This window comes from Aliiroseovarius sp. S2029, assembly GCF_023195575.1.
Lineage (GTDB): Bacteria > Pseudomonadota > Alphaproteobacteria > Rhodobacterales > Rhodobacteraceae > Aliiroseovarius > Aliiroseovarius zhejiangensis.
Window position 1 is genome coordinate 99,659 of record NZ_JALPQE010000002.1, and the last position, 18,186, is coordinate 117,844.

At 62.7% G+C, this 18,186-nt stretch carries 17 protein-coding genes; 8 read left to right on the forward strand and 9 right to left on the reverse strand.

Going from position 1 to position 18,186, the window contains the following annotated elements; genetic code table 11:
• Nucleotides 1–12 precede the first annotated feature (12 nt).
• Complete coding sequence (gene recR, locus MUY21_RS05125; protein ID WP_248409288.1) at nucleotides 13–609, forward strand: recombination mediator RecR; 597 nt, start codon at nucleotides 13–15, stop codon at nucleotides 607–609.
• Nucleotides 610–619: 10 nt separating this feature from the next.
• Here the strand turns inward: recR and MUY21_RS05130 are convergent, their stop codons facing one another.
• The 3 genes from MUY21_RS05130 to argH all read right to left on the reverse strand — a co-directional run bounded on the left by MUY21_RS05130 (nucleotide 620) and on the right by argH (nucleotide 6,011).
• Nucleotides 620–3,193 carry a TIGR02302 family protein gene (locus MUY21_RS05130; RefSeq protein WP_248409289.1) on the reverse strand — a complete coding sequence of 858 codons (2,574 nt, stop codon included), beginning with the start codon at nucleotides 3,191–3,193 and terminating at the stop codon, nucleotides 620–622.
• A 16-nt stretch (nucleotides 3,194–3,209) separates the two neighbouring features.
• Nucleotides 3,210–4,475 carry a diaminopimelate decarboxylase gene (gene lysA, locus MUY21_RS05135; RefSeq protein WP_248409290.1) on the reverse strand — a complete coding sequence of 422 codons (1,266 nt, stop codon included), beginning with the start codon at nucleotides 4,473–4,475 and terminating at the stop codon, nucleotides 3,210–3,212.
• Between the two features lie 138 nt (nucleotides 4,476–4,613).
• Nucleotides 4,614–6,011, reverse strand: coding sequence for an argininosuccinate lyase (argH, locus tag MUY21_RS05140; protein ID WP_248409291.1), 1,398 nt, complete (start codon nucleotides 6,009–6,011; stop codon nucleotides 4,614–4,616).
• Between the two features lie 224 nt (nucleotides 6,012–6,235).
• On the opposite strand from argH, the gene MUY21_RS05145 reads away from it, so the two are divergent.
• Nucleotides 6,236–7,453: a lytic murein transglycosylase gene (locus MUY21_RS05145; RefSeq protein ID WP_248409292.1), complete on the forward strand. Its 1,218-nt coding sequence runs from the start codon at nucleotides 6,236–6,238 to the stop codon at nucleotides 7,451–7,453.
• On the opposite strand, the gene MUY21_RS05150 is transcribed toward MUY21_RS05145, so the two are convergent.
• Entirely contained in the window at nucleotides 7,410–8,009 is a 600-nt protein-coding gene (locus MUY21_RS05150) for a DNA-3-methyladenine glycosylase I (protein ID WP_248409293.1), read from the reverse strand. The genes MUY21_RS05145 and MUY21_RS05150 overlap by 44 nt on opposite strands.
• A 109-nt stretch (nucleotides 8,010–8,118) precedes the next feature.
• Here MUY21_RS05150 and MUY21_RS05155 point away from each other — a divergent pair, with 109 nt between their 5' ends.
• From MUY21_RS05155 to MUY21_RS05175, 5 genes are all read left to right on the forward strand, one after another.
• The gene (locus tag MUY21_RS05155; RefSeq protein ID WP_248409294.1) at nucleotides 8,119–8,940 is read left to right on the forward strand and encodes an EAL domain-containing protein; all 822 of its coding nucleotides are present in this window, start codon (nucleotides 8,119–8,121) and stop codon (nucleotides 8,938–8,940) included.
• Between the two features lie 163 nt (nucleotides 8,941–9,103).
• Nucleotides 9,104–10,279, forward strand: coding sequence for an acetyl-CoA C-acetyltransferase (locus tag MUY21_RS05160; protein ID WP_248409295.1), 1,176 nt, complete (start codon nucleotides 9,104–9,106; stop codon nucleotides 10,277–10,279).
• Between the two features lie 171 nt (nucleotides 10,280–10,450).
• Nucleotides 10,451–11,173 carry an acetoacetyl-CoA reductase gene (phbB, locus tag MUY21_RS05165; protein ID WP_191286012.1) on the forward strand — a complete coding sequence of 241 codons (723 nt, stop codon included), beginning with the start codon at nucleotides 10,451–10,453 and terminating at the stop codon, nucleotides 11,171–11,173.
• Nucleotides 11,174–11,463: 290 nt separating this feature from the next.
• Complete coding sequence (locus MUY21_RS05170; RefSeq protein WP_248409296.1) at nucleotides 11,464–12,405, forward strand: transcriptional regulator GcvA; 942 nt, start codon at nucleotides 11,464–11,466, stop codon at nucleotides 12,403–12,405.
• Nucleotides 12,402–13,265 (forward strand): EamA family transporter, encoded by an 864-nt coding sequence (locus MUY21_RS05175; protein ID WP_248409297.1) that lies wholly within the window; start codon nucleotides 12,402–12,404, stop codon nucleotides 13,263–13,265. Before MUY21_RS05170 ends, MUY21_RS05175 begins: the two co-directional genes overlap by 4 nt.
• 16 nt (nucleotides 13,266–13,281) lie before the next feature.
• Here MUY21_RS05175 and MUY21_RS05180 read toward each other — a convergent pair whose 3' ends face one another.
• The 3 genes from MUY21_RS05180 to MUY21_RS05190 form a co-directional block, all read right to left on the reverse strand.
• The gene (locus MUY21_RS05180; RefSeq protein WP_191286016.1) at nucleotides 13,282–13,449 is read right to left on the reverse strand and encodes a DUF465 domain-containing protein; all 168 of its coding nucleotides are present in this window, start codon (nucleotides 13,447–13,449) and stop codon (nucleotides 13,282–13,284) included.
• Between the two features lie 117 nt (nucleotides 13,450–13,566).
• Nucleotides 13,567–14,334, reverse strand: coding sequence for a methyltransferase (locus MUY21_RS05185; RefSeq protein ID WP_248409298.1), 768 nt, complete (start codon nucleotides 14,332–14,334; stop codon nucleotides 13,567–13,569).
• A 3-nt stretch (nucleotides 14,335–14,337) separates the two neighbouring features.
• Nucleotides 14,338–14,553, reverse strand: coding sequence for a DUF2007 domain-containing protein (locus tag MUY21_RS05190; RefSeq protein ID WP_191286018.1), 216 nt, complete (start codon nucleotides 14,551–14,553; stop codon nucleotides 14,338–14,340).
• A gap of 71 nt (nucleotides 14,554–14,624) precedes the next feature.
• On the opposite strand from MUY21_RS05190, the gene MUY21_RS05195 reads away from it, so the two are divergent.
• On the forward strand, nucleotides 14,625–15,620 hold the full coding sequence (locus tag MUY21_RS05195; RefSeq protein WP_248409299.1) for a polyprenyl synthetase family protein: 996 nt from the start codon (nucleotides 14,625–14,627) through the stop codon (nucleotides 15,618–15,620).
• On the opposite strand, the gene MUY21_RS05200 is transcribed toward MUY21_RS05195, so the two are convergent.
• Nucleotides 15,613–16,443: a 4-(cytidine 5'-diphospho)-2-C-methyl-D-erythritol kinase gene (locus tag MUY21_RS05200; protein WP_248409300.1), complete on the reverse strand. Its 831-nt coding sequence runs from the start codon at nucleotides 16,441–16,443 to the stop codon at nucleotides 15,613–15,615. The two genes, MUY21_RS05195 and MUY21_RS05200, sit on opposite strands and share 8 nt — an antisense overlap.
• Nucleotides 16,440–18,164 (reverse strand): tetratricopeptide repeat protein, encoded by a 1,725-nt coding sequence (locus MUY21_RS05205; RefSeq protein ID WP_248409301.1) that lies wholly within the window; start codon nucleotides 18,162–18,164, stop codon nucleotides 16,440–16,442. Before MUY21_RS05205 ends, MUY21_RS05200 begins: the two co-directional genes overlap by 4 nt.
• Between the last annotated feature and the right edge of the window lie 22 nt (nucleotides 18,165–18,186).

Consider the following 18,186-nt stretch of genomic DNA (forward strand, 5'->3'; position numbering starts at 1 on the left):
GCAGGCAGGCGCATGTCGGAAGCCCCGCGTGATATCGAGGCCCTGATTGACCTGATGGCGAAGCTGCCGGGGTTGGGGCCACGGTCGGCCCGGCGCGCGGTGCTGTATCTGATCCGCAAGCGGGCGCTTGTGCTGACGCCTTTGGCGGACGCGATGCAGGCGGTGGCGGAAACGGCGCGGGAATGCGTGGTTTGCGGCAATGTCTCGACCGCGGATCGCTGCGACATCTGCATGTCCGAGAAACGCGCGATTGGCGAGATTTGCGTGGTCGAGGATGTGGCCGACCTGTGGGCGATGGAACGCGCGGGCCGGTTCAAGGGGCGATACCACGTATTGGGCGGCACCTTGTCGGCGCTGGACGCTGTTGGCCCGGATGACCTTGGCATTCCCCGCCTGGTGCAGCGCGTGCGGGACGAGGGCATCACTGAGGTGATCCTTGCCTTGAACGCCACCGTCGATGGTCAGACCACAGCGCATTATATCGCTGAAGAGCTGGAAGGCCGCTGCGACGTGTCATCGCTGGCGCAAGGTGTGCCCATCGGGGGCGAGTTGGACTATCTGGACGAAGGCACGATTTCGGCCGCTCTTGCGGCGCGCAAGCGGTTGTAGGCTGCGCGGATCAGAACTGATCCAAAAGACGTTTCAGATAGTCGCGCTCCAGATCCGGGCGGTCGCCTTCGCCTGACCGGCGGCGCAATTCCTCCATCAACTCCTGTGCGCGGCGATAGACGTCTTCCCCGTCCTCAAGTGGGCTGTCGGTGGCGGTGGCCCCGTTGTTGCCGTCCGGGCTGCGGCCCAGCGGGTCACGCTGGCTGGACCGGCGGCCTTCGCCGGGATTGCTGCCTTGTTCACCCTGACGCTGGGCCTGCTGATTCGCCATCGCTTCGTCGAACTGGCGCATCCCTTCACGCAAGGCCTCCATGGCGTCGGCTTGTCGGTCCAGCGCCTCGGGCAGATCGCCCTGTTCCAATGCCTCGGCGGCGTCGCCCATCGCGCGTCCAGCGTCATCCAGCGCGTCCCGGGCGGCTTGTCCGGCCTCGTCACCGGCACCGGGCAGGTTGCGGCGCTGGGCCTCCAACTGCCGCTGCAAGTCGCTTTGCCGTTTCGCCAGATCGCTGCCTTCGCGACCGCCGCCCTGTTCGGGGCCGGCGCCCTGGCCGTCCTGCCCCTGCTGTCCATCTGCGCCATTGTGACTTTGACCGCGCCCTTGCCCGCCATCGCGGCCTTCATTTCCTTCCGACTCGCCCGCCTGTGATCCCTGACCTTGTTCCTGCAGGTCACGGAACGCCTGATCCGACAAGCCCTGTTGCTCGCGCAATGTTTCCTGCAACCCTTCGCGGGCACTTTGGCCGGGCTGGTTCGACGGGCCGGTCTGGGCCATCTGCATGTTTTCCATCATCTGGCGCAACTGGTCGAGCATCTGCATCGCTTCATCCTCGCGCCCCTGGCGCATCAATTCCTCGATGCGTTCCATCATGTCCTCAAGATCGGCCATGCTCATCTCGACGCCGTTTTCGGGCGGGGGCTGATCGGATTGCGGGCCGTTTTGCTGGTTCTCGGCCAGTTGTTCCAGATAATCGCGCATCGCCTCGCGCATTTCGTCCATCAGTTCGGCCAGTTCCTCTTCGCTGGCGCCGTCGCGCATGGCCTGTTCCAGCCGGTCCTGTGCCTGCTGCATCCGGGCCAGGGCATCGGCCAGACGGCCATCGTCCAATTCAACGGCGACTTCCCAGAACACAGCGGCCACTTCGTTACGCAGGTCTTCCGGCAGGCCCGCTTGCGTGTCCGAAAAGGCCAGACCTGCCTCAAGCCGCCGGATCGCGCTGCGCAGGCGCAGGTATATCCCTTCGGGCAAGTCCAGATCGTCAGGCCGGTTCAAGACGGCGCGGGTGATCTGCGCCACCCGTCGGCCATTGTCGCGGGACCAGAGAAGGTCGCGGCGCTGTTCGATCAGCGCCTTGGCGACCGGATGCAGGAAACGGCGGGCGGGAAGGATGATGTTCATGGGCGGCGTGGTGCCGGTTTGCTCGGCCCCGTCTTCGACCTTCAGGGTCAGGTCGACGGGCAGCCCGGCCCATGGATGTTCGATCAGGTTTTCCTCTAGCACCCCGTCGATCTGGGTCCGCGAACCACGATAGGGAAGGGGCAGGTCGACGACCAGCGGCGGGCGGTCCTCGGGCGCGGTGGCAAGGCCATGGCGACGGTCGATGCGATCCAGTCCCAGCGTAGCGGCGGCGTGGCCGCGGGTGACGGCATAGTCGTCCGTCGCTGTGAAGGGCAGCGAGAAATCGCCGGCAAGGCGGCGGGTCAACTCGCCCTCGGTGGTCACGGTCGGCGGCGTGTCGCCAATCGCGGTGATTTGCCAGCGCGCGGCACCCGGACCTTCGATGTCCAGCGGCCCGCTTTTGGTAATTACGAGCAGGTAGCTTTGCTGCGCAGGCCCGGTGATCGGCGTGTCGGACAGGTCCGCTGTCACACCCAACGTATCCAGATCACCATAAAGCCGCAGCGTCAGGCGACTGCCTTGCGGCACGGCCAGCGGGCCGGGCGGCTGGTCGGCCAGATAGAGGCTGGGGCGTCCGGTATAGCCGGGCGGCTCGATCCAGCCTTCCCAACTGGCGCTGGCAACAGGTGGGGCGCCAGCGTCCGCGCCGGTTGCACCGGGGCTGCTGAGGCGGTCCAGCCAAGGGGTGAAGCCGATGGCCAGCGTCGCGCCGGTCGCGGCGATCAGGCGCAGCGCATAGGGGTCGCTGCGGGCCACGCGCAGGTCGGGAGATACAGGGCGAACGCCCTTCAGGCGTTGGGCCATTCTTGTCAGATGCGCCTGCCACAAGCTGCGCGACGCCATGTCGTCGCGCCCCGTGGCCTGATCATCCATCAGGGCGGCAATCGGGTGGCCGGGCAGGCTGTTGTCCAGTTGCGCCAGTTGTTCGGCGCGGCTGGGCCAGGCGAAATTGCGCGCGCCCCAGATCAGCGCAGCCAAAGCGGCAAAGACGCCCAGTGCCAACAGACCCGTCGCGATGGGTGACGGACCGATGGTCCAGAAGCTCCAGACCGCGAAGGCCGTCAGAACTATGGTCGCCAGTGGCCAGAACGCGCGCCAGAGGCGTTCCAAAACCATCCCCGCCCCAGTCAAACGCAAGGGCCATTTCAGGTGCGTCTGCACCTCGTGTGGAAGGATCGGGCGGGTCATCGGACCCGCGTGAGGTTCACAACCATGCAGGGATGGTATCGCGTCCCAGCATCTCTTCATAGGTGGGACGGGCGCGGATGACGGCATATTGATCGCCCATCACCAGAACTTCGGGGATCAGGGGGCGGGAATTGTATTCCGACGCCATCACCGCGCCATAGGCCCCGGCCGAGCGGAAGGCAATCAGGTCGTCGGCTTGCAATCGGTCCAGATCACGGCGCTTGGCAAATGTGTCGCCCGTTTCGCAGATCGGGCCGACAATATCGTATTGTGCCTTGTCCTGCCCCGGCGAGGGTTCGACCACCGGCACGATGTCGTGATGGGCTTCATACATGGCCGGGCGCACGAGGTCGTTCATTGCGGCATCCACGATCAGGAAATCCTGCCCGTCGCCCTCTTTCACATAGATGACCGAGGTAACCATCAAACCTGCATTGCCCGAGACCAGCCGCCCCGGCTCGATCTCGATCTGGCAACCCAGATGCCCGACTGTTTCGCGTACCATCTGCCCGTATTCGATGGGCAGGGGCGGGGCGGAGTTTGACCGTTCATAGGGAATGCCCAGCCCGCCGCCCAGATCAAGACGGGTGATGTCATGCCCGTCGGCGCGCAGGATCTCGGTCAGCTCCGCGACCTTTTGATAGGCCTGACGGAACGGTTCCAACTCGGTCAATTGGCTGCCGATATGCACGTCGATGCCGACCGCTTTCAGGCCGGGCAGGGTGGCAATTTCGGCGTAAACGTCGCGGGCGCGGGCGATGGGGATGCCGAACTTGTTTTCGGACTTTCCGGTCGAGATCTTGGCGTGTGTTTTCGCATCCACATCCGGGTTCACGCGCACAGTGACGGGGGCCACGGTACCCATCTCGGTCGCGACTTCGGACAGTACCCGCATCTCGGGTTCGCTTTCCAGATTGAACTGTCGGATGCCTTCCGACAGCGCCAACCGCATTTCATCGCGTGTCTTGCCGACGCCGGAAAAGACGATCCGGTCGCCCGGCACCCCGGCGGCACGCGCACGGCGGTATTCCCCGCCCGACACCACGTCCATCCCCGCGCCCAGATCCCCCAGCAGTTTCAGAACGGCAAGGTTCGAATTGGATTTCACCGCGAAACAGACAAGGTGATCGGCCCAGTCCAGTGCTTCGGTGAACAGGCCGATATGCCGTTTCAGGGTGGCGGCGGAATAGACATAGAAGGGCGTGCCGACCTTCGCGGCGATCTCGGGGATGGCCACGTCTTCGGCGTGCAGAATGCCGTCGCGGTAAAGGAAATGATCCATGGGCGGGCCTTTCGGGCAGGTGCGCCTATTGGCGGGCTTGTTGTTCTGCGATGTCTTCCGGGCTGCCGGGGCGGATGGGTTCGCCATCGGCGCCGCAGGCGGCAAGGCCCAGAAGGGCAAGCATCAGGGTGAGACGGATCATGACAGTTGCTCCTTCCAGCGAGCCACTTGCTTTCGCACCTCGGACGGGGCGGTGCCGCCGTAAGAGGTGCGGCTGGCGACCGAGTTGTGCACGCCAAGCACGCCGAACACCTCGTCCGTGATCGCCGCATGGACCGACTGCATGTCGGCCAGCGTCAGGTCGGGCAGGTCGCAGCCGCGATCCTCGGCCATGGCAACAAGCGATCCGGTCACGTGGTGGGCATCGCGGAACGGCATGTTCAGCGCACGCACCAGCCAATCGGCCAGGTCGGTCGCGGTCGAGAAACCCGATGATGCGGCGACTTCCAGCGCCTCGGTATTCGCCACCATGTCCGACACCATCCCGGTCATTGCGGCCAGCGCCAGCATCAGGTTGTCGGCGGCGTCGAAAACCTGTTCCTTGTCTTCCTGCATGTCCTTGGAATAGGCCAGAGGCAGCCCCTTCATCACGGTCATCAGGCCGATATTCGCCCCCATGATCCGGCCGATCTTGGCGCGGATCAGTTCGGCGGCGTCAGGGTTGCGTTTCTGCGGCATGATGGACGATCCCGTCGACCATCTGTCCGACATACGGACGAACCGGAACTGGGCCGAGGACCAGATCACCAGTTCTTCGGCAAAGCGCGACAGGTGCATGGCGCAGATTGTGGCCGAGGACAGGAACTCTAGCGCAAAATCGCGGTCGGCCACGGCGTCCAGCGAATTGGCGGTGGGGCGGTCAAATCCAAGAGCTTCGGCTGTCATGTGGCGGTCGATGGGAAAGGATGTCCCAGCAAGGGCCGCCGACCCCAGGGGGCATTCGTTCATCCGCGCGCGCGCGTCACGGAAACGGGACATGTCGCGGCCAAACATCTCGACATAGGCCATCATGTGGTGGCCCCATGTGACCGGCTGCGCAGTTTGCAGGTGAGTGAAGCCGGGCATGACCCAGTCAGCCCCCGCTTCGGCCTGTTCCAGAAGGGCGCGGATCAACGCTTCAAGCCCGTCGATCGCCGCGTCCATCTGGTCCCGCACCCAAAGCTTGAAATCGGTAGCCACCTGATCGTTGCGTGACCGGGCCGTGTGCAGACGCCCCGCCGGTTCACCAACGATTTCTTTCAACCGGGCCTCGACATTCATGTGGATGTCTTCCAGCGCGGTCGAGAAGGCGAACGTCCCGCCTTCGATCTCGGCCAGAACCTGCGACAGACCTTCGTGGATCGCTTCGGCATCCTGATCGGTGATGACCCCGACCGCCGCCAACATGGCGGCGTGGGCGCGCGAGCCGTCAATATCCTGCCGTGCCATGCGCTGGTCATACCCGATCGAGGCATTGATCGCCTCCATGATCGCGTCGGGGCCTGCGGAAAAGCGGCCACCCCACATGGCATTGGCGGATTTGCTGTCGTCACTCATGGTCGGCCTTTCAGGACTTGGGTCTTGTTTTGCTTGCTATACGCGGCGCGGGCCAAAGGCGCAATTGGGCAGCGCAGATTGACGGGCGGCCCGGCTCTGGGCGGGTGCGGCTTCCGCAGGGTCAGCACAGGATTGCCGATCCGGATCGGCGCGCTTTGTTTGGCGCTGAAACAGGCGTATTGTGCGCCTCCGACGCGGTGCGAGGCCGCGCGGATGAGGCTGCGATGACAGGGGTGTCGAAAGACATGCACACAGGTTTGTATTCTCGGCGGCAAGCAGCGGGGCTGCTTCTGGCTGCCAGCATTATGCCCAAGGCCGCGCTGGCAAATGCGGGGTTCGATGCGTGGCGCGCGGATTTTCGGGCACGCGCGGCGGCGACCGGACTTCCCGCCGACGTGCTGCGGGCACTCGATGATGCGCGTTTCCTGCCCAAAGTCGTCGCCTCGGATCAGGCTCCGGCTGAAACATCGCGATCGCTGGGCGACTACATCGCCTCGGCGGCGTCCCCGCAGCGGATCAAGGCCGGGCAGGTCGTGATGGCGCGCTATCCGACGCTACTGGGCCGCATTGAACAGGAATACGGCGTGGCGCGCGAAGTGATCGTCGCGATCTGGGGGATGGAAAGCAGCTTTGGCGCGGTGCGCGGGTCGGCCCCCGTGTTGTCGACGCTGGCGTCCCTGGCATTCGAAGGCCGACGCCGTGCGCTGTTTGAAAACGAGCTTCTGGCCGCGTTGCAGATCCTGGCCGCGGGCGACACAACGCCTGGCCGGATGACCGGCTCTTATGCTGGTGCCATGGGGCATACGCAGTTCATGCCGACCTCGTATCTGCGATATGCGGTCGATTTCAACCGCGATGGGCGGCGCGACATCTGGGCTGACGATCCGACGGATGCGCTGGCCTCGACCGCGGCATATCTGCGCGCCAAAGGGTGGCAACACGGCCAGCCATGGGCGTATGAGGTGCAACTGCCAAAGGGGTTTGACCTGGCCCGCACAGGGCGGGTCTATACCCAGCGGCTGCGCGATTGGGCGCAGCTTGGCGTGACCCATGCCTCGGGCCAAAAACTGAGCGGGGCAGAGACAGGCGCGCTGATCCTGCCGGCCGGTCCCACCGGTCCCGTCTTCATGATCTTCGACAATTTCCACGTGCTGAAAAGCTATAACTATGCCGACAGCTACGCGATCGGTGTCGGCCATCTGTCAGACCGGCTGGCAGGCGGCGCCCCGATTCGCGCCAGGTTTCCCGGAGAGCCATGGGGCATGACCACCGCCGAACGACAGGAGCTGCAAAAACGGCTGAACGCGCTGGGTTTCAAGGCCGGTCGCCCCGATGGTGTGATCGGCGAAATGGGACGCGCGGCGATCCGGTCGTATGAATCCGCGCGTGGCGTCCCGGTTACCGGCGTTCCCAGCCGGGACTTGTTGGTGGCACTGCGCTAGCGACCTGTTCAAATCGGAAACACCCGGTGACGTGGTCGTTGACCAACCCACAGGCCTGCATCCACGCATAAACGATGGTGGGGCCACAGAACTTGAACCCGGCCTTTTTCAGGTCTTTCGAGATCTGCGTGGACAACGGTGTTGCGGCGGGAATGTCCGGCAGACTGGCCCGCTGGCTGACCAGCGGCTTGCCATCCACATATCCCCAAATCCAGTCCGCGAAGGGTCGTGCGCCGCCAAGATCAAGATAGGCGCGGGCATTGCTAATGGTCGCCTCGATCTTGCCGCGATGGCGAATGATGCCGGAATTGCCCAGCAAACGGGCAACATCGTCTTCACCCCATTCTGCGATCACCGCAGGGTCAAACCCCTGAAATGCCTCGCGAAAAGCGTCTCGCTTGCGCAGGATGGTGATCCAGCTCAACCCGGCCTGGAACCCGTCAAGGATCAGCTTTTCCCACAGCGCGCGACCATCATATTCCGGCACGCCCCATTCCGTGTCATGATAAGCGACATACAGCGGATCGTCTCCGCACCACGTGCAGCGTTGGGTCATGGCGGTTCCTGTCCGATCTTTCCTTAAAATTTTCTGCAAGTTCGAGATTTTACAGCTTGTTAGCATATGTGCCGCATCACTGTCCCATCGCTGCGACGGAGATTCAATGATGCACAACCTGAAACGGGACGATACGCCGATGCCAGCGGTGACGAGCGACCCGCTCTCTGTCGCCGTCGAACTGCGTGATAGCGAAGCGTTGGAGCTTGTGCATCACGCGCTGCGCCACAAGCAGGTCAAGCTGGCCTATCAACCGGTGGTGCAGACCGCCAATCCCGACCGGATGGCATTCTACGAAGGTTTGCTGCGGGTGCATGACAGCGCGGGGCGGGTGATTCCCGCCAAAAGTTTCATCGACGCGGTGGAAGACACCGAAAACGGGCGCATTCTGGACGCGCTGGCGCTGGAAAAAGGGCTTGAGGTTCTGGCGGCAGAACCCGGTTTGCGGCTGGCGATCAACATGTCAGCCCGTTCCATCGCCTATCCGGGCTGGAAACAGGTTCTGGATCGCGGATTGCAGGATAATCCGACAGTGGGCGAACGCCTGATCCTTGAGATCACGGAACGCACCGCGATCACCATGCCCGATCTGGTGCAGGTGTTCATGGCGGAACTGCAACAGAAAGGGATCAGTTTCGCGCTGGATGATTTTGGCGCGGGCTTCACTTCTTTCCGGTATCTCAAGGACTTCTACTTCGACATCCTGAAGATTGACGGTGAGTTCATCCGCGGCATTCATCAGGATGCGGATAACCAGATCCTGACGGAAGCCATGCTGTCGCTGGCCCGGCATTTCGATATGTTCACGGTCGCGGAAAGCGTCGAAAACCATCTGGACGCCGCCTATCTTGCCGCGATCGGTGTCGATTGCATGCAGGGGTATTATTTCGGGGCGCCGACCATTAATCCCTATTGGCAAAAGCTGGCCTGACGGCGGTGTGATCCCGGCCGTCACTGTCGCAACCGGTGAGTGCGACTTGATTTCCTCTGCAATGCAGCACAGGATATGCCCAACATCGGCTTTTGGTTTGAAAACCGTGGTTACTCCGCGGCGAACAGACCAGACCCGTCAGTTCGGAGGAAAAGGACCCATCATGACCAACGTAGTAATCGTATCCGCCGCGCGGACTGCCGTCGGCAGCTTCTCGGGCTCATTCGCCAACACGCCCGCCCATGATCTTGGCGCGGCGGTGCTTGAGGCCATCGTTGCCCGCGCCGGAATCGACAAATCCGAGGTCAGTGAAACCATCCTGGGGCAGGTGTTACAGGCAGGCCAGGGGCAGAACCCTGCACGCCAGGCGCATATCAACGCCGGTCTCCCCAAGGAGGCGTCGGCCTGGGGGATCAACCAGGTCTGTGGATCGGGCTTGCGCACCGTTGCATTGGGTGCGCAGCACGTGATGCTGGGCGACGCCGCGATCGTTGCTGCGGGTGGTCAGGAAAACATGTCGCTCAGCCCCCATGTGGCGCATCTGCGCGCTGGGCACAAAATGGGGGACATGAAATTCATCGATTCGATGATCAAGGACGGCCTGTGGGATGCTTTCAACGGGTACCACATGGGACAGACCGCCGAGAACGTCGCCCAACAATGGCAGATCACCCGCGACATGCAGGATGAGTTTGCCGTCGCGTCGCAGAACAAGGCGGAAGCGGCCCAGAAAGCGGGCAAGTTCGCCGATGAAATCATCCCCTTCACGGTCAAGACCCGCAAAGGTGAAAATGTCGTTGATCAGGATGAATATATCCGCCACGGCGCGACGATGGAAGCGATGCAGAAACTGCGTCCCGCCTTCACCAAAGACGGGTCGGTCACGGCAGCAAACGCGTCAGGCATCAACGATGGGGCGGCTGCCGTTCTGTTGATGACGGCGGACGAAGCCGAAAAGCGCGGGCTGGAGCCGCTGGCGCGTATCGCCTCGTATGCCACTGCCGGGCTGGACCCGTCGATCATGGGGGTCGGGCCGATCCATGCCTCGAACAAGGCGCTGGAGAAGGCCGGCTGGAAAGCGCAGGATCTTGATCTTGTCGAAGCCAACGAGGCCTTTGCCGCGCAGGCCTGCGCCGTGAACAAGGATATGGATTGGGATACATCCATCGTGAACGTGAACGGTGGCGCGATCGCCATCGGCCACCCGATTGGCGCCTCTGGCTGCCGTATCCTGAACACGCTGTTGTTCGAGATGAAGCGCCGCGATGCCAAGAAAGGTCTGGCGACCCTGTGCATCGGCGGCGGCATGGGTGTGGCCATGTGCCTTGAGCGTCCGTAAAACTCTGCCAGACGATGGAAAAGGCGCCCGCGTGGCGCCTTTTCTATGCCATGGTGGACGTGCAGAAAAATATATCTGCGTTGCGGCAAAATGTTTGCGCAATAATATTGCGCAGCTCTCGCGTAAAAGGTAACAGTGTTTCCATACCTAGATTCTATAACGGAGGACGACATGGCTCGAGTTGCATTGGTCACCGGTGGGTCGCGCGGCATTGGCGCGGCAATTTCCAAGGCCCTGAAAGCAGAAGGCTACGACGTGGCTGCCACTTATGCGGGCAATGATGAAAAGGCTGCGGCCTTTACGGAAGAAACCGGCATCAAGACATACAAGTGGAATGTCGGCGACTACGAGGCTTCGAAGGAAGGGCTGGCGAAGGTCGAGGCCGAGGTCGGACCGATCGACGTTGTGGTGGCCAATGCGGGCATCACCCGCGACGCGCCGTTCCACAAGATGACGCCCGAACAGTGGCAAGAAGTGATCGACACCAACCTGACCGGTGTGTTCAACACGGTTCATCCCATCTGGCCCGGCATGCGCGAACGCAAGTTCGGCCGGATCATCGTGATCAGCTCGATCAACGGTCAGAAGGGCCAGTTCGGCCAGGTAAACTATGCCGCGACCAAGGCAGGCGATCTTGGGATCGTCAAGTCGCTGGCGCAGGAAGGCGCGCGCGCCGGGATCACGGCCAACGCCATCTGCCCCGGCTATATCGCGACCGAGATGGTGATGGCGGTGCCGGAAAAGGTGCGTGAATCTATCATCGCAGGCATCCCGGCCGGTCGGCTTGGCGAACCCGAAGAAATCGCGCGCTGCGTGACCTTCCTGGCATCGGATGACGCGCAGTTCATCAATGGTTCCACCATTTCGGCCAACGGCGCACAGTTCTTCGTCTGATCACGCCGGGCAATCACAGTCACGGGGCTGGCCTGACAGGCTGGCCCCGTTCCTTTTTGGCGTGGACGCCCGCAGGAAACCGGTCATCCGTCGCAGCATGGTTTGCACGAACACGGCCCGCAATGCATGCGGGCGGGCAGAGGCACACCGCAGGTTTGCATCAGGGGTTGCGGTTTCTGACATGGTGCGACCCCTCGTTAGTAATTCTGGTGCGTCCACATATTCAGTATTTGAAAAAAACAGGATAAACGAGGCTTTTGGCGCTTTCATGCAAGTGATATTTAACTGGCATGACAGACCGCTTACCTCCGCTGACAGCCTTGCGCGCCTTTGATGCTGCTGCACGCCATATGTCGTTCCAACGCGCTGCGGCCGAGTTGAACGTGACCCCCGCCGCCCTGTCTTTTCAGATCAAGTCGTTGGAGGAGCATTTCGGCGCACCATTGTTCAATCGTCTGAATCGTGCGGTCGAACTGACCGAGGCTGGTCGCATACTGGCCCCCGGCGCGGCTGAAGGGTTCGAGGCGCTGACCGCGGCCTGGCGCGCGGCACGGCGCAGCGTTGACACCAATGTTCTGACGGTGACGGCTGGCCCCGCCTTCACGGCCAAATGGCTGGCGCCGCGCATGTTTGCCTTTTCGCAGGCCCATCCCGACATCGAACTGCGCGTCACCGCCGGTTTGCGGATGATGGACCTGAACAGGGACGAGGTCGACGTCGCCATCCGCTTTGGGTATGGCGATGACGAGGGGTTGTATTCCCAGCCGCTTGAACCGGAATGGCTGACCCCGGTTATGCTGCCTGAGATGGCCCGCCGCTTTTCCACGCCGCAGGATCTGGTGAATGCACCGCTGATCCACAACAGTTCCGACGATTTTCTGGACCCGCCTTGCGACTGGGCAGCGTGGTTCCGGGCGGCAGGCGTCGACGGCGCACCGCGTGTGTCCGCCAGCTTCTCGCAGTCCGATCATGCGCTTGATGCCGCGCTGTCCGGTGCGGGTGTGGCGTTGGGGCGGCGCACATTTGTGGTGAAATACCTTTCTGATGGTCGTCTGGTCGCACCATTCAAGATTGCCTTGGGGACAGCCGCCAAGTTTCGGTTTCTGTGCCGATTGGGGCAGGAAGACCGACCCGACATCGCCGCGTTTCGCGATTGGATTTCCGCCGAAATGGTCAAAACCGCGTCCTGTCCCACGGATATGAAAGTGGTTCCGGCCGGGGGTTTGGCGTGACACGGGGCAAAGCCACGGCGGTGGGGTTCGGGGCCGTTCTGCTTTGGTCGCTTCTGGCGTTGTTCACGGTTGGCACGGCCCCGGTGCCACCCTTTCAACTGGCAGCAATGGCTTTCACGGTGGGCGGAGCGGTCGGGCTGGTCTGGATCGGCTTTGCCCGAAGTTTTGGCGTGCTGATGCAGGTTGGGTGGCGCGTCTATCTGTTCGGGACACTGGGCTTGTTCGGGTATCATGCGCTTTATTTCTCGGCATTGCGCATGGCGCCTGCGGCCGAGGCGGGACTGATCGCCTATCTTTGGCCTTTGATGATCGTGCTGTTCTCGGGTCTGCTGCCGGGCGAACGGCTCCGGCCGCTGCATATCATCGGCGCATTGGTGTCGTTTGCCGGGGCGGCGATCATCGTGATGGGGGGTGCAACCGGCTTTGGGGCCGAGGCGCTTCCGGGCTTCGGGCTGGCCTTTCTGTGCGCGCTGACCTGGTCGGGCTATTCCGTCCTGTCACGCCGCCTTGGCAGCACGCCGACCGCATCGGTCGCGGTATTCTGCCTGCTGACGGCGATCTTGTCGGCAGGGGCGCATTTGCTGTGGGAAACGACCGTCTGGCCGATGGACGCGCTGGGCTGGGCAGCCGTGCTGGGGCTTGGCCTGGGACCGGTCGGCTTGGCGTTTTACGTCTGGGATATCGGAGTCAAGCAGGGCGACATACAGCTTCTAGGGGTCGCCAGCTATGGCGCCCCCTTGTTGTCGACGATCATCCTGATCCTGGCCGATGTGGCTGCCCCGCGCCCGTCGCTGATCCTTGCGGGATTGCTGATCACCTTGGGCGCTGTGATGGCAGCGCGGGCCAGTGCAGCGCGCTGACCCGCCTTGACGGGTCTCAGGCGCTTGCGAGGCGTTCGATCTCTTCCTTGAGCAGGAGTTTCTGCTTCTTCAGTTCCGAAATTTCGTGGTCGCTGCTGCTGGGCGCCCGTTGGATCGCCTCGACTTTTTCAGAGAGAACCTCGTGTTTTCTCCGCAGCTCTTCAAGATGCGAACTCATGCTCATGGCGTTCCTCCTCTGATGTTATGGACTGGTTTAGTGCATCATATATTTGGGGGCTTGTCACTAAGTGTGAAGGGGCGGTGCGAAAAAAGCTTCACTTCCGTACAGCGACAGACTGGCTCACGCGATCGCCAAGGCCGCAGCGTCGCGCAAGATCGCGGTGATTTCGGGCCGGTAATGGTCGCAATCGGTCCGGTGCGTATCCCCTTCGTGCAGCACCAGCGGGGCAGCCAGCCGGAACGCCCCACGCCCCCCTTTGCGTGCCTGAACGATCACCAGGGAAGCGGCCCGTCCAACCCGAGGGCAAAGGGGTTTGACCACAACCGATCCCAGCCGCGCATCCATCGCACGCAGCACTTCGGGCAGGCGTTCGGCGTTCTGGATCATGGTCATGTGGCCACCGGGCATTAGCCGCCTTGTGGCCTGGTCCAGCCACGCGGTCAGGGGCGTGTCCTCGCCCAAGGCGCCCTCGCGGATGGTGTCGGGCGACGGGGTGCCGCGATCACGCCGATAGTAAGGGGGGTTCATGATGACGTGATCGAACCGATCCTGTCTTAGCGCGGCAGGCATCTGTTCCAGATCGCCATGGTGAACCGTCACGGCCAAGGCATTCTTGCGGGCGTTTTGGCGGGCCAGATCGGCATAAAAGCTCTGACGCTCCAGCCCCACCAGGCGCAAACCGCGAACGCGCCGACCAAGGCACAGGATGGCGGCGCCCGCCCCGCACCCCAGATCCAGCACCGCTTGCCCTGATTGTGCTGGAACGGCGGCGGCCAGAAACACCGGATCGACCCCGGCGCGATAGCCGGATGCAGGCTGCGTCAAGGTCAGTTGACCGCCCAGAAACGCGTCATTCGTCAAGTCAGGTGCGGGGTCCGTGGTGTGCATCCGTCAGCCTTCGTATTCGACGCCGTTGTCGCGCAGGATGGCGCGCGCACGAAACAGATCGCGTTCAAGAACCATCAGGCGGCGCGGCAGGATTCCGATCGAACCTTCCAGCGCACTCATATGGACGTCCATCGCAAAGCAGTCTATATCCTCGCCATCAAGCAGGGCTGTGACAAATGGGATCAGGGTTGGGTCTGTTGTCCGAAGAAGCTCTCTCATAGATATGGACTTAAGGGCAGGGCCGCGGCTTTGTCGAGCCGGATGTCGGGCAAGTTGACGGGAAGGTGATCATGCTGATCGAAGCTGCACATAAACCGCACGAACGTTTGGGCGCACACCTCAAGGACGAGATGGCGGCGGTGAACGCGCTGATTGCCGAGCGGATGGCATCGAAGAACGCCCCGCGCATCCCCGAGGTGACAGCGCATCTGGTCGAGGCCGGTGGCAAGCGCCTGCGCCCGATGCTGACGCTTGCGGTGGCGCGGCTGTGTGGCTATTCGGGTCCGTATCACATTCATCTGGCCGCAACGGTCGAGTTCATTCACACCGCCACCCTGTTGCATGATGATGTGGTGGACGAAAGCGCGCAGCGGCGCGGGCGACCCACCGCCAACCTGTTGTGGGACAACAAATCCAGCGTTCTGGTCGGCGATTACCTGTTTTCGCGCAGTTTCCAGTTGATGGTCGAAACCGGCAACCTGCGGGTGCTGGACATTCTGGCCAACGCTTCGGCCACGATTGCCGAGGGCGAAGTGTTGCAACTGACCGCCGCGCAGGATCTGGCAACGGACGAGGCCGTGTATCTGCAAGTCGTGCGCGGCAAGACCGCCGCGCTGTTTTCAGCGGCCACCGAAGTGGGTGGCGTGATTGCCGGCGCTTCCGAGGCGCAGGTCAGGGCGCTGTTCGACTATGGCGATGCGCTGGGTGTGTCGTTCCAGATTGTCGATGATCTGTTGGATTTCACCGGCGGGGACGCGATTGGCAAGAACATCGGCGATGATTTTCGCGAGCGCAAGCTGACGCTGCCCTTGATCAAGGCCGTTGCCAAGGCAGATGCCGAAGAGCGCGCATTCTGGACCCGCACCATCGAAAAAGGCCGCCAGCAGGATGGCGATCTGGATCACGCGCTGGCGTTGATGCACCGCCACGGCGCGTTGGAAGACACGCGCGCTGATGCCTTGGTCTGGGCCGGGAAGGCAAAGGCGGCGCTGGAGGCGCTGCCGGATGATCCCATTCGCGACATGCTGCACGACATCGCGGATTATGTGGTGGCGCGGATCAGCTGAGGCGGACGGGTTCAACCCACCAATCCGGCTGTCGGGCTGAAAGCCCCCGCGCCGCATCCTGCGCCGCCTTTTCCGTGTCAAACAGGGCAAAACACGTGGCGCCGGACCCCGACATACGGGCCAACCGGGCACCCGGCAGGGATGACAATGCCTGCAGCACCGATGCGATCACCGGCGCGGCGTCGATGGCCGGGGCTTCCAGATCGTTGCGCTGAGTCGCCAGCCAGTCGATAAAGCCCCGTGTTTTCAACCCCTTCGGCAGCTTCTTGGGCATGGTTGGATTGGTTTTCGTTGCAAGCGCCGCAAAGACAGCGGGGGTCGAGACGGCAATGCCAGGATTGGCCAGAACCGCAAACAGCGGCGGAAGGTCATGATAGGGGGTCACATCCTCGCCAATACCACGCATCCGGGCGGCCTGTCGCATCAGGCAGACCCGCACGTCAGCCCCCAGCTCGGTTGCGCCTTCGGGCAGTTTTGTATCGCCCGTCAGATCCGATAGCGCCAAAAGCGTGGCGGCGGCATCTGAACTGCCCCCGCCAATCCCGGCCGAGGCGGGCAGGTGTTTGGACAGCAGGATGTGAACCGGAATGTCGAACAGTGCGGCGGCGCGTGCAACAAGGTTCGCGTCATCGGTCGGCACGCCGTCGGCGCGCGGCCCCGTGACCTCGAACCGGGGGGCTGGCGCGGGCATGACTGTCACCCGATCACCGACATCGGCAAAGGCTACAAGGCTGTCCAGCAGGTGATACCCGTCCTTGCGCTGCCCGGTGACATGCAGCGTCAGGTTCACCTTTGCAGGGGCGAAGACCTTGATGATGCTCATTCGGCCGGGTGCAGGGGCGGGTCCCCTTCTTCTTCCAGCACCACATCCAGCCCGACCTCAATCTTGCGCCGAATGCGATCCGGGTCGATTTCGGTCAGGTCGGTCTCGTCCGAAATGAAGCTCAGGGCGCGGCTCCACTGGAACCTGGCTTCGCGCTTTCGTCCCACGGCCCAATAGGTGTCACCCAGGTGATCGTTCAGGATCGGGTCCACCGGAACAAGCTCGACGGCACGTTCCATGGTTTCGACGGCTTCGTCATAGCGCCCCAGGCGGAAAAACACCCAACCAAGGCTGTCAACGATATAGCCGCTGTCAGGGCGAACGGCGACCGCGCGTTCGATCATGTCCAGCGCCTCGTCCAGATTTTCCTGCCGCTCGACATAGGTATAGCCCAGATAGTTCAGGACATTCGGTTCATCCGGGCTCAGTTCCAGTGCCTTGCGGAAATCGGCTTCGGCAGCAGGCCATTCGTCCAGCTTGGTCAGTGCAATCGCACGCTGGAAATAGGTGGCCCACTGGCCGGGCAGGTCTTCGGTAAAACCTGCGATGGCCTGATCATAGGCCGCGCGCGCTTCCTTGAAGCGGTCGACCTGCATCAACGTATCCCCCAGCGCGACCCGGAACCGCAACGTGTCGGGATAGGCGTCGGCCAGCGCGGTCAGTTCCGCGATGGCGTCATCGAACCTGTCGGACCGGCGCAGCACATCGGTGCGACCCAGCGCAGCGTCCTGATACAACAGGCTGTCATCTGGCACACGGCCATAGGCCTCAACCGCCAGATCGTGTTGCTTCAACCGCTCCAGCAGCCGGGCGGACAGCAGGATTGCGGTGGCACTTTTCGGGTTCAGATATTCGGCGAGACGGCTGAAGATCAATGCAATTGTCGGGTCCGTGTCGACGCTGCGGCTTTCAGCCACGGCATAGAACAGCTCGGCCACGCCATCATTCGGAGAGGTGATGCCGGTAAAGGGCAACACCTCACCCGCTTCCAGCCGCGCGATGATATCATCGACCTCTGGATCGACACGGGGCGAGGCATTTGCGTTCATCAATTCCAGCGCGTCGGCGTGGCGATCAAGCTGGCTGAGCACCTGCGCATAGGCCAGAATGCCGCCGCGGTTCAGCTGCATCTCGCCCTCGTCGCCGCTCAGAATACTGGCCGCGCCTTCGAAATCGCCCACATGCGCCAGCGCCAGTGCCTTTTGGAACTGGGCGAAGGCGCGGGTGTTTTCATCGGCCGACAGGGCATCGAAAATCTCAAGCGCCTGCGACATGCGGCCCTGACCAAGGCTGGCCCATGCGGTGATCATCTGATCGACCATCCCGGCCACCGAAACACCCCCTTCAAGCAGCGCAATGGCCCCATCCCAGTCATTGCTGACCAGCGCATCGCCCAGCAGGACAAGGCCCGCCAGTTGGTTGTCGGGGCTGATGGAGGTCAGGCGCTGTGCAAATGGCAGGGCTTTGTCGACCTCGCCCAAAGCGGTGTGTGCGACGACCAGTCCTTCCAGAATGTCTGCACGGTCCGGGTTGTCGACCAAGGCCCGCGTGCCGTATTCGACCACACTTGCGAAATCGCCGGACAAATCAGCCTGTCGCGCGGCCAGATAGGGGCCAGCTGCATTGGCCTGCGCCTGGAGGGGGGTGACAGCGGCAAGACTGGCTGCTGTCGCAAAGGCCAGGGCAAGTTGGCGAGGGGTTGAGAATCTAAGGGGCACCACGGACGGCTTTCTTGTTGGATGG

Excerpts from the sequence above, each read along its gene's own strand:
- recR (WP_248409288.1), top strand. The coding sequence starts at position 13 with ATGTCGGAAGCCCCGCGTGATATCGAGGCCCTGATTGACCTGATGGCG.
- MUY21_RS05130 (WP_248409289.1), bottom strand. The coding sequence starts at position 3,193 with ATGACCCGCCCGATCCTTCCACACGAGGTGCAGACGCACCTGAAATGG.
- lysA (WP_248409290.1), bottom strand. The coding sequence starts at position 4,475 with ATGGATCATTTCCTTTACCGCGACGGCATTCTGCACGCCGAAGACGTG.
- argH (WP_248409291.1), bottom strand. The coding sequence starts at position 6,011 with ATGAGTGACGACAGCAAATCCGCCAATGCCATGTGGGGTGGCCGCTTT.
- MUY21_RS05145 (WP_248409292.1), top strand. The coding sequence starts at position 6,236 with ATGACAGGGGTGTCGAAAGACATGCACACAGGTTTGTATTCTCGGCGG.
- MUY21_RS05150 (WP_248409293.1), bottom strand. The coding sequence starts at position 8,009 with ATGACCCAACGCTGCACGTGGTGCGGAGACGATCCGCTGTATGTCGCT.
- MUY21_RS05155 (WP_248409294.1), top strand. The coding sequence starts at position 8,119 with ATGCACAACCTGAAACGGGACGATACGCCGATGCCAGCGGTGACGAGC.
- MUY21_RS05160 (WP_248409295.1), top strand. The coding sequence starts at position 9,104 with ATGACCAACGTAGTAATCGTATCCGCCGCGCGGACTGCCGTCGGCAGC.
- phbB (WP_191286012.1), top strand. The coding sequence starts at position 10,451 with ATGGCTCGAGTTGCATTGGTCACCGGTGGGTCGCGCGGCATTGGCGCG.
- MUY21_RS05170 (WP_248409296.1), top strand. The coding sequence starts at position 11,464 with ATGACAGACCGCTTACCTCCGCTGACAGCCTTGCGCGCCTTTGATGCT.
- MUY21_RS05180 (WP_191286016.1), bottom strand. The coding sequence starts at position 13,449 with ATGAGCATGAGTTCGCATCTTGAAGAGCTGCGGAGAAAACACGAGGTT.
- MUY21_RS05185 (WP_248409298.1), bottom strand. The coding sequence starts at position 14,334 with ATGCACACCACGGACCCCGCACCTGACTTGACGAATGACGCGTTTCTG.
- MUY21_RS05190 (WP_191286018.1), bottom strand. The coding sequence starts at position 14,553 with ATGAGAGAGCTTCTTCGGACAACAGACCCAACCCTGATCCCATTTGTC.
- MUY21_RS05195 (WP_248409299.1), top strand. The coding sequence starts at position 14,625 with ATGCTGATCGAAGCTGCACATAAACCGCACGAACGTTTGGGCGCACAC.
- MUY21_RS05200 (WP_248409300.1), bottom strand. The coding sequence starts at position 16,443 with ATGAGCATCATCAAGGTCTTCGCCCCTGCAAAGGTGAACCTGACGCTG.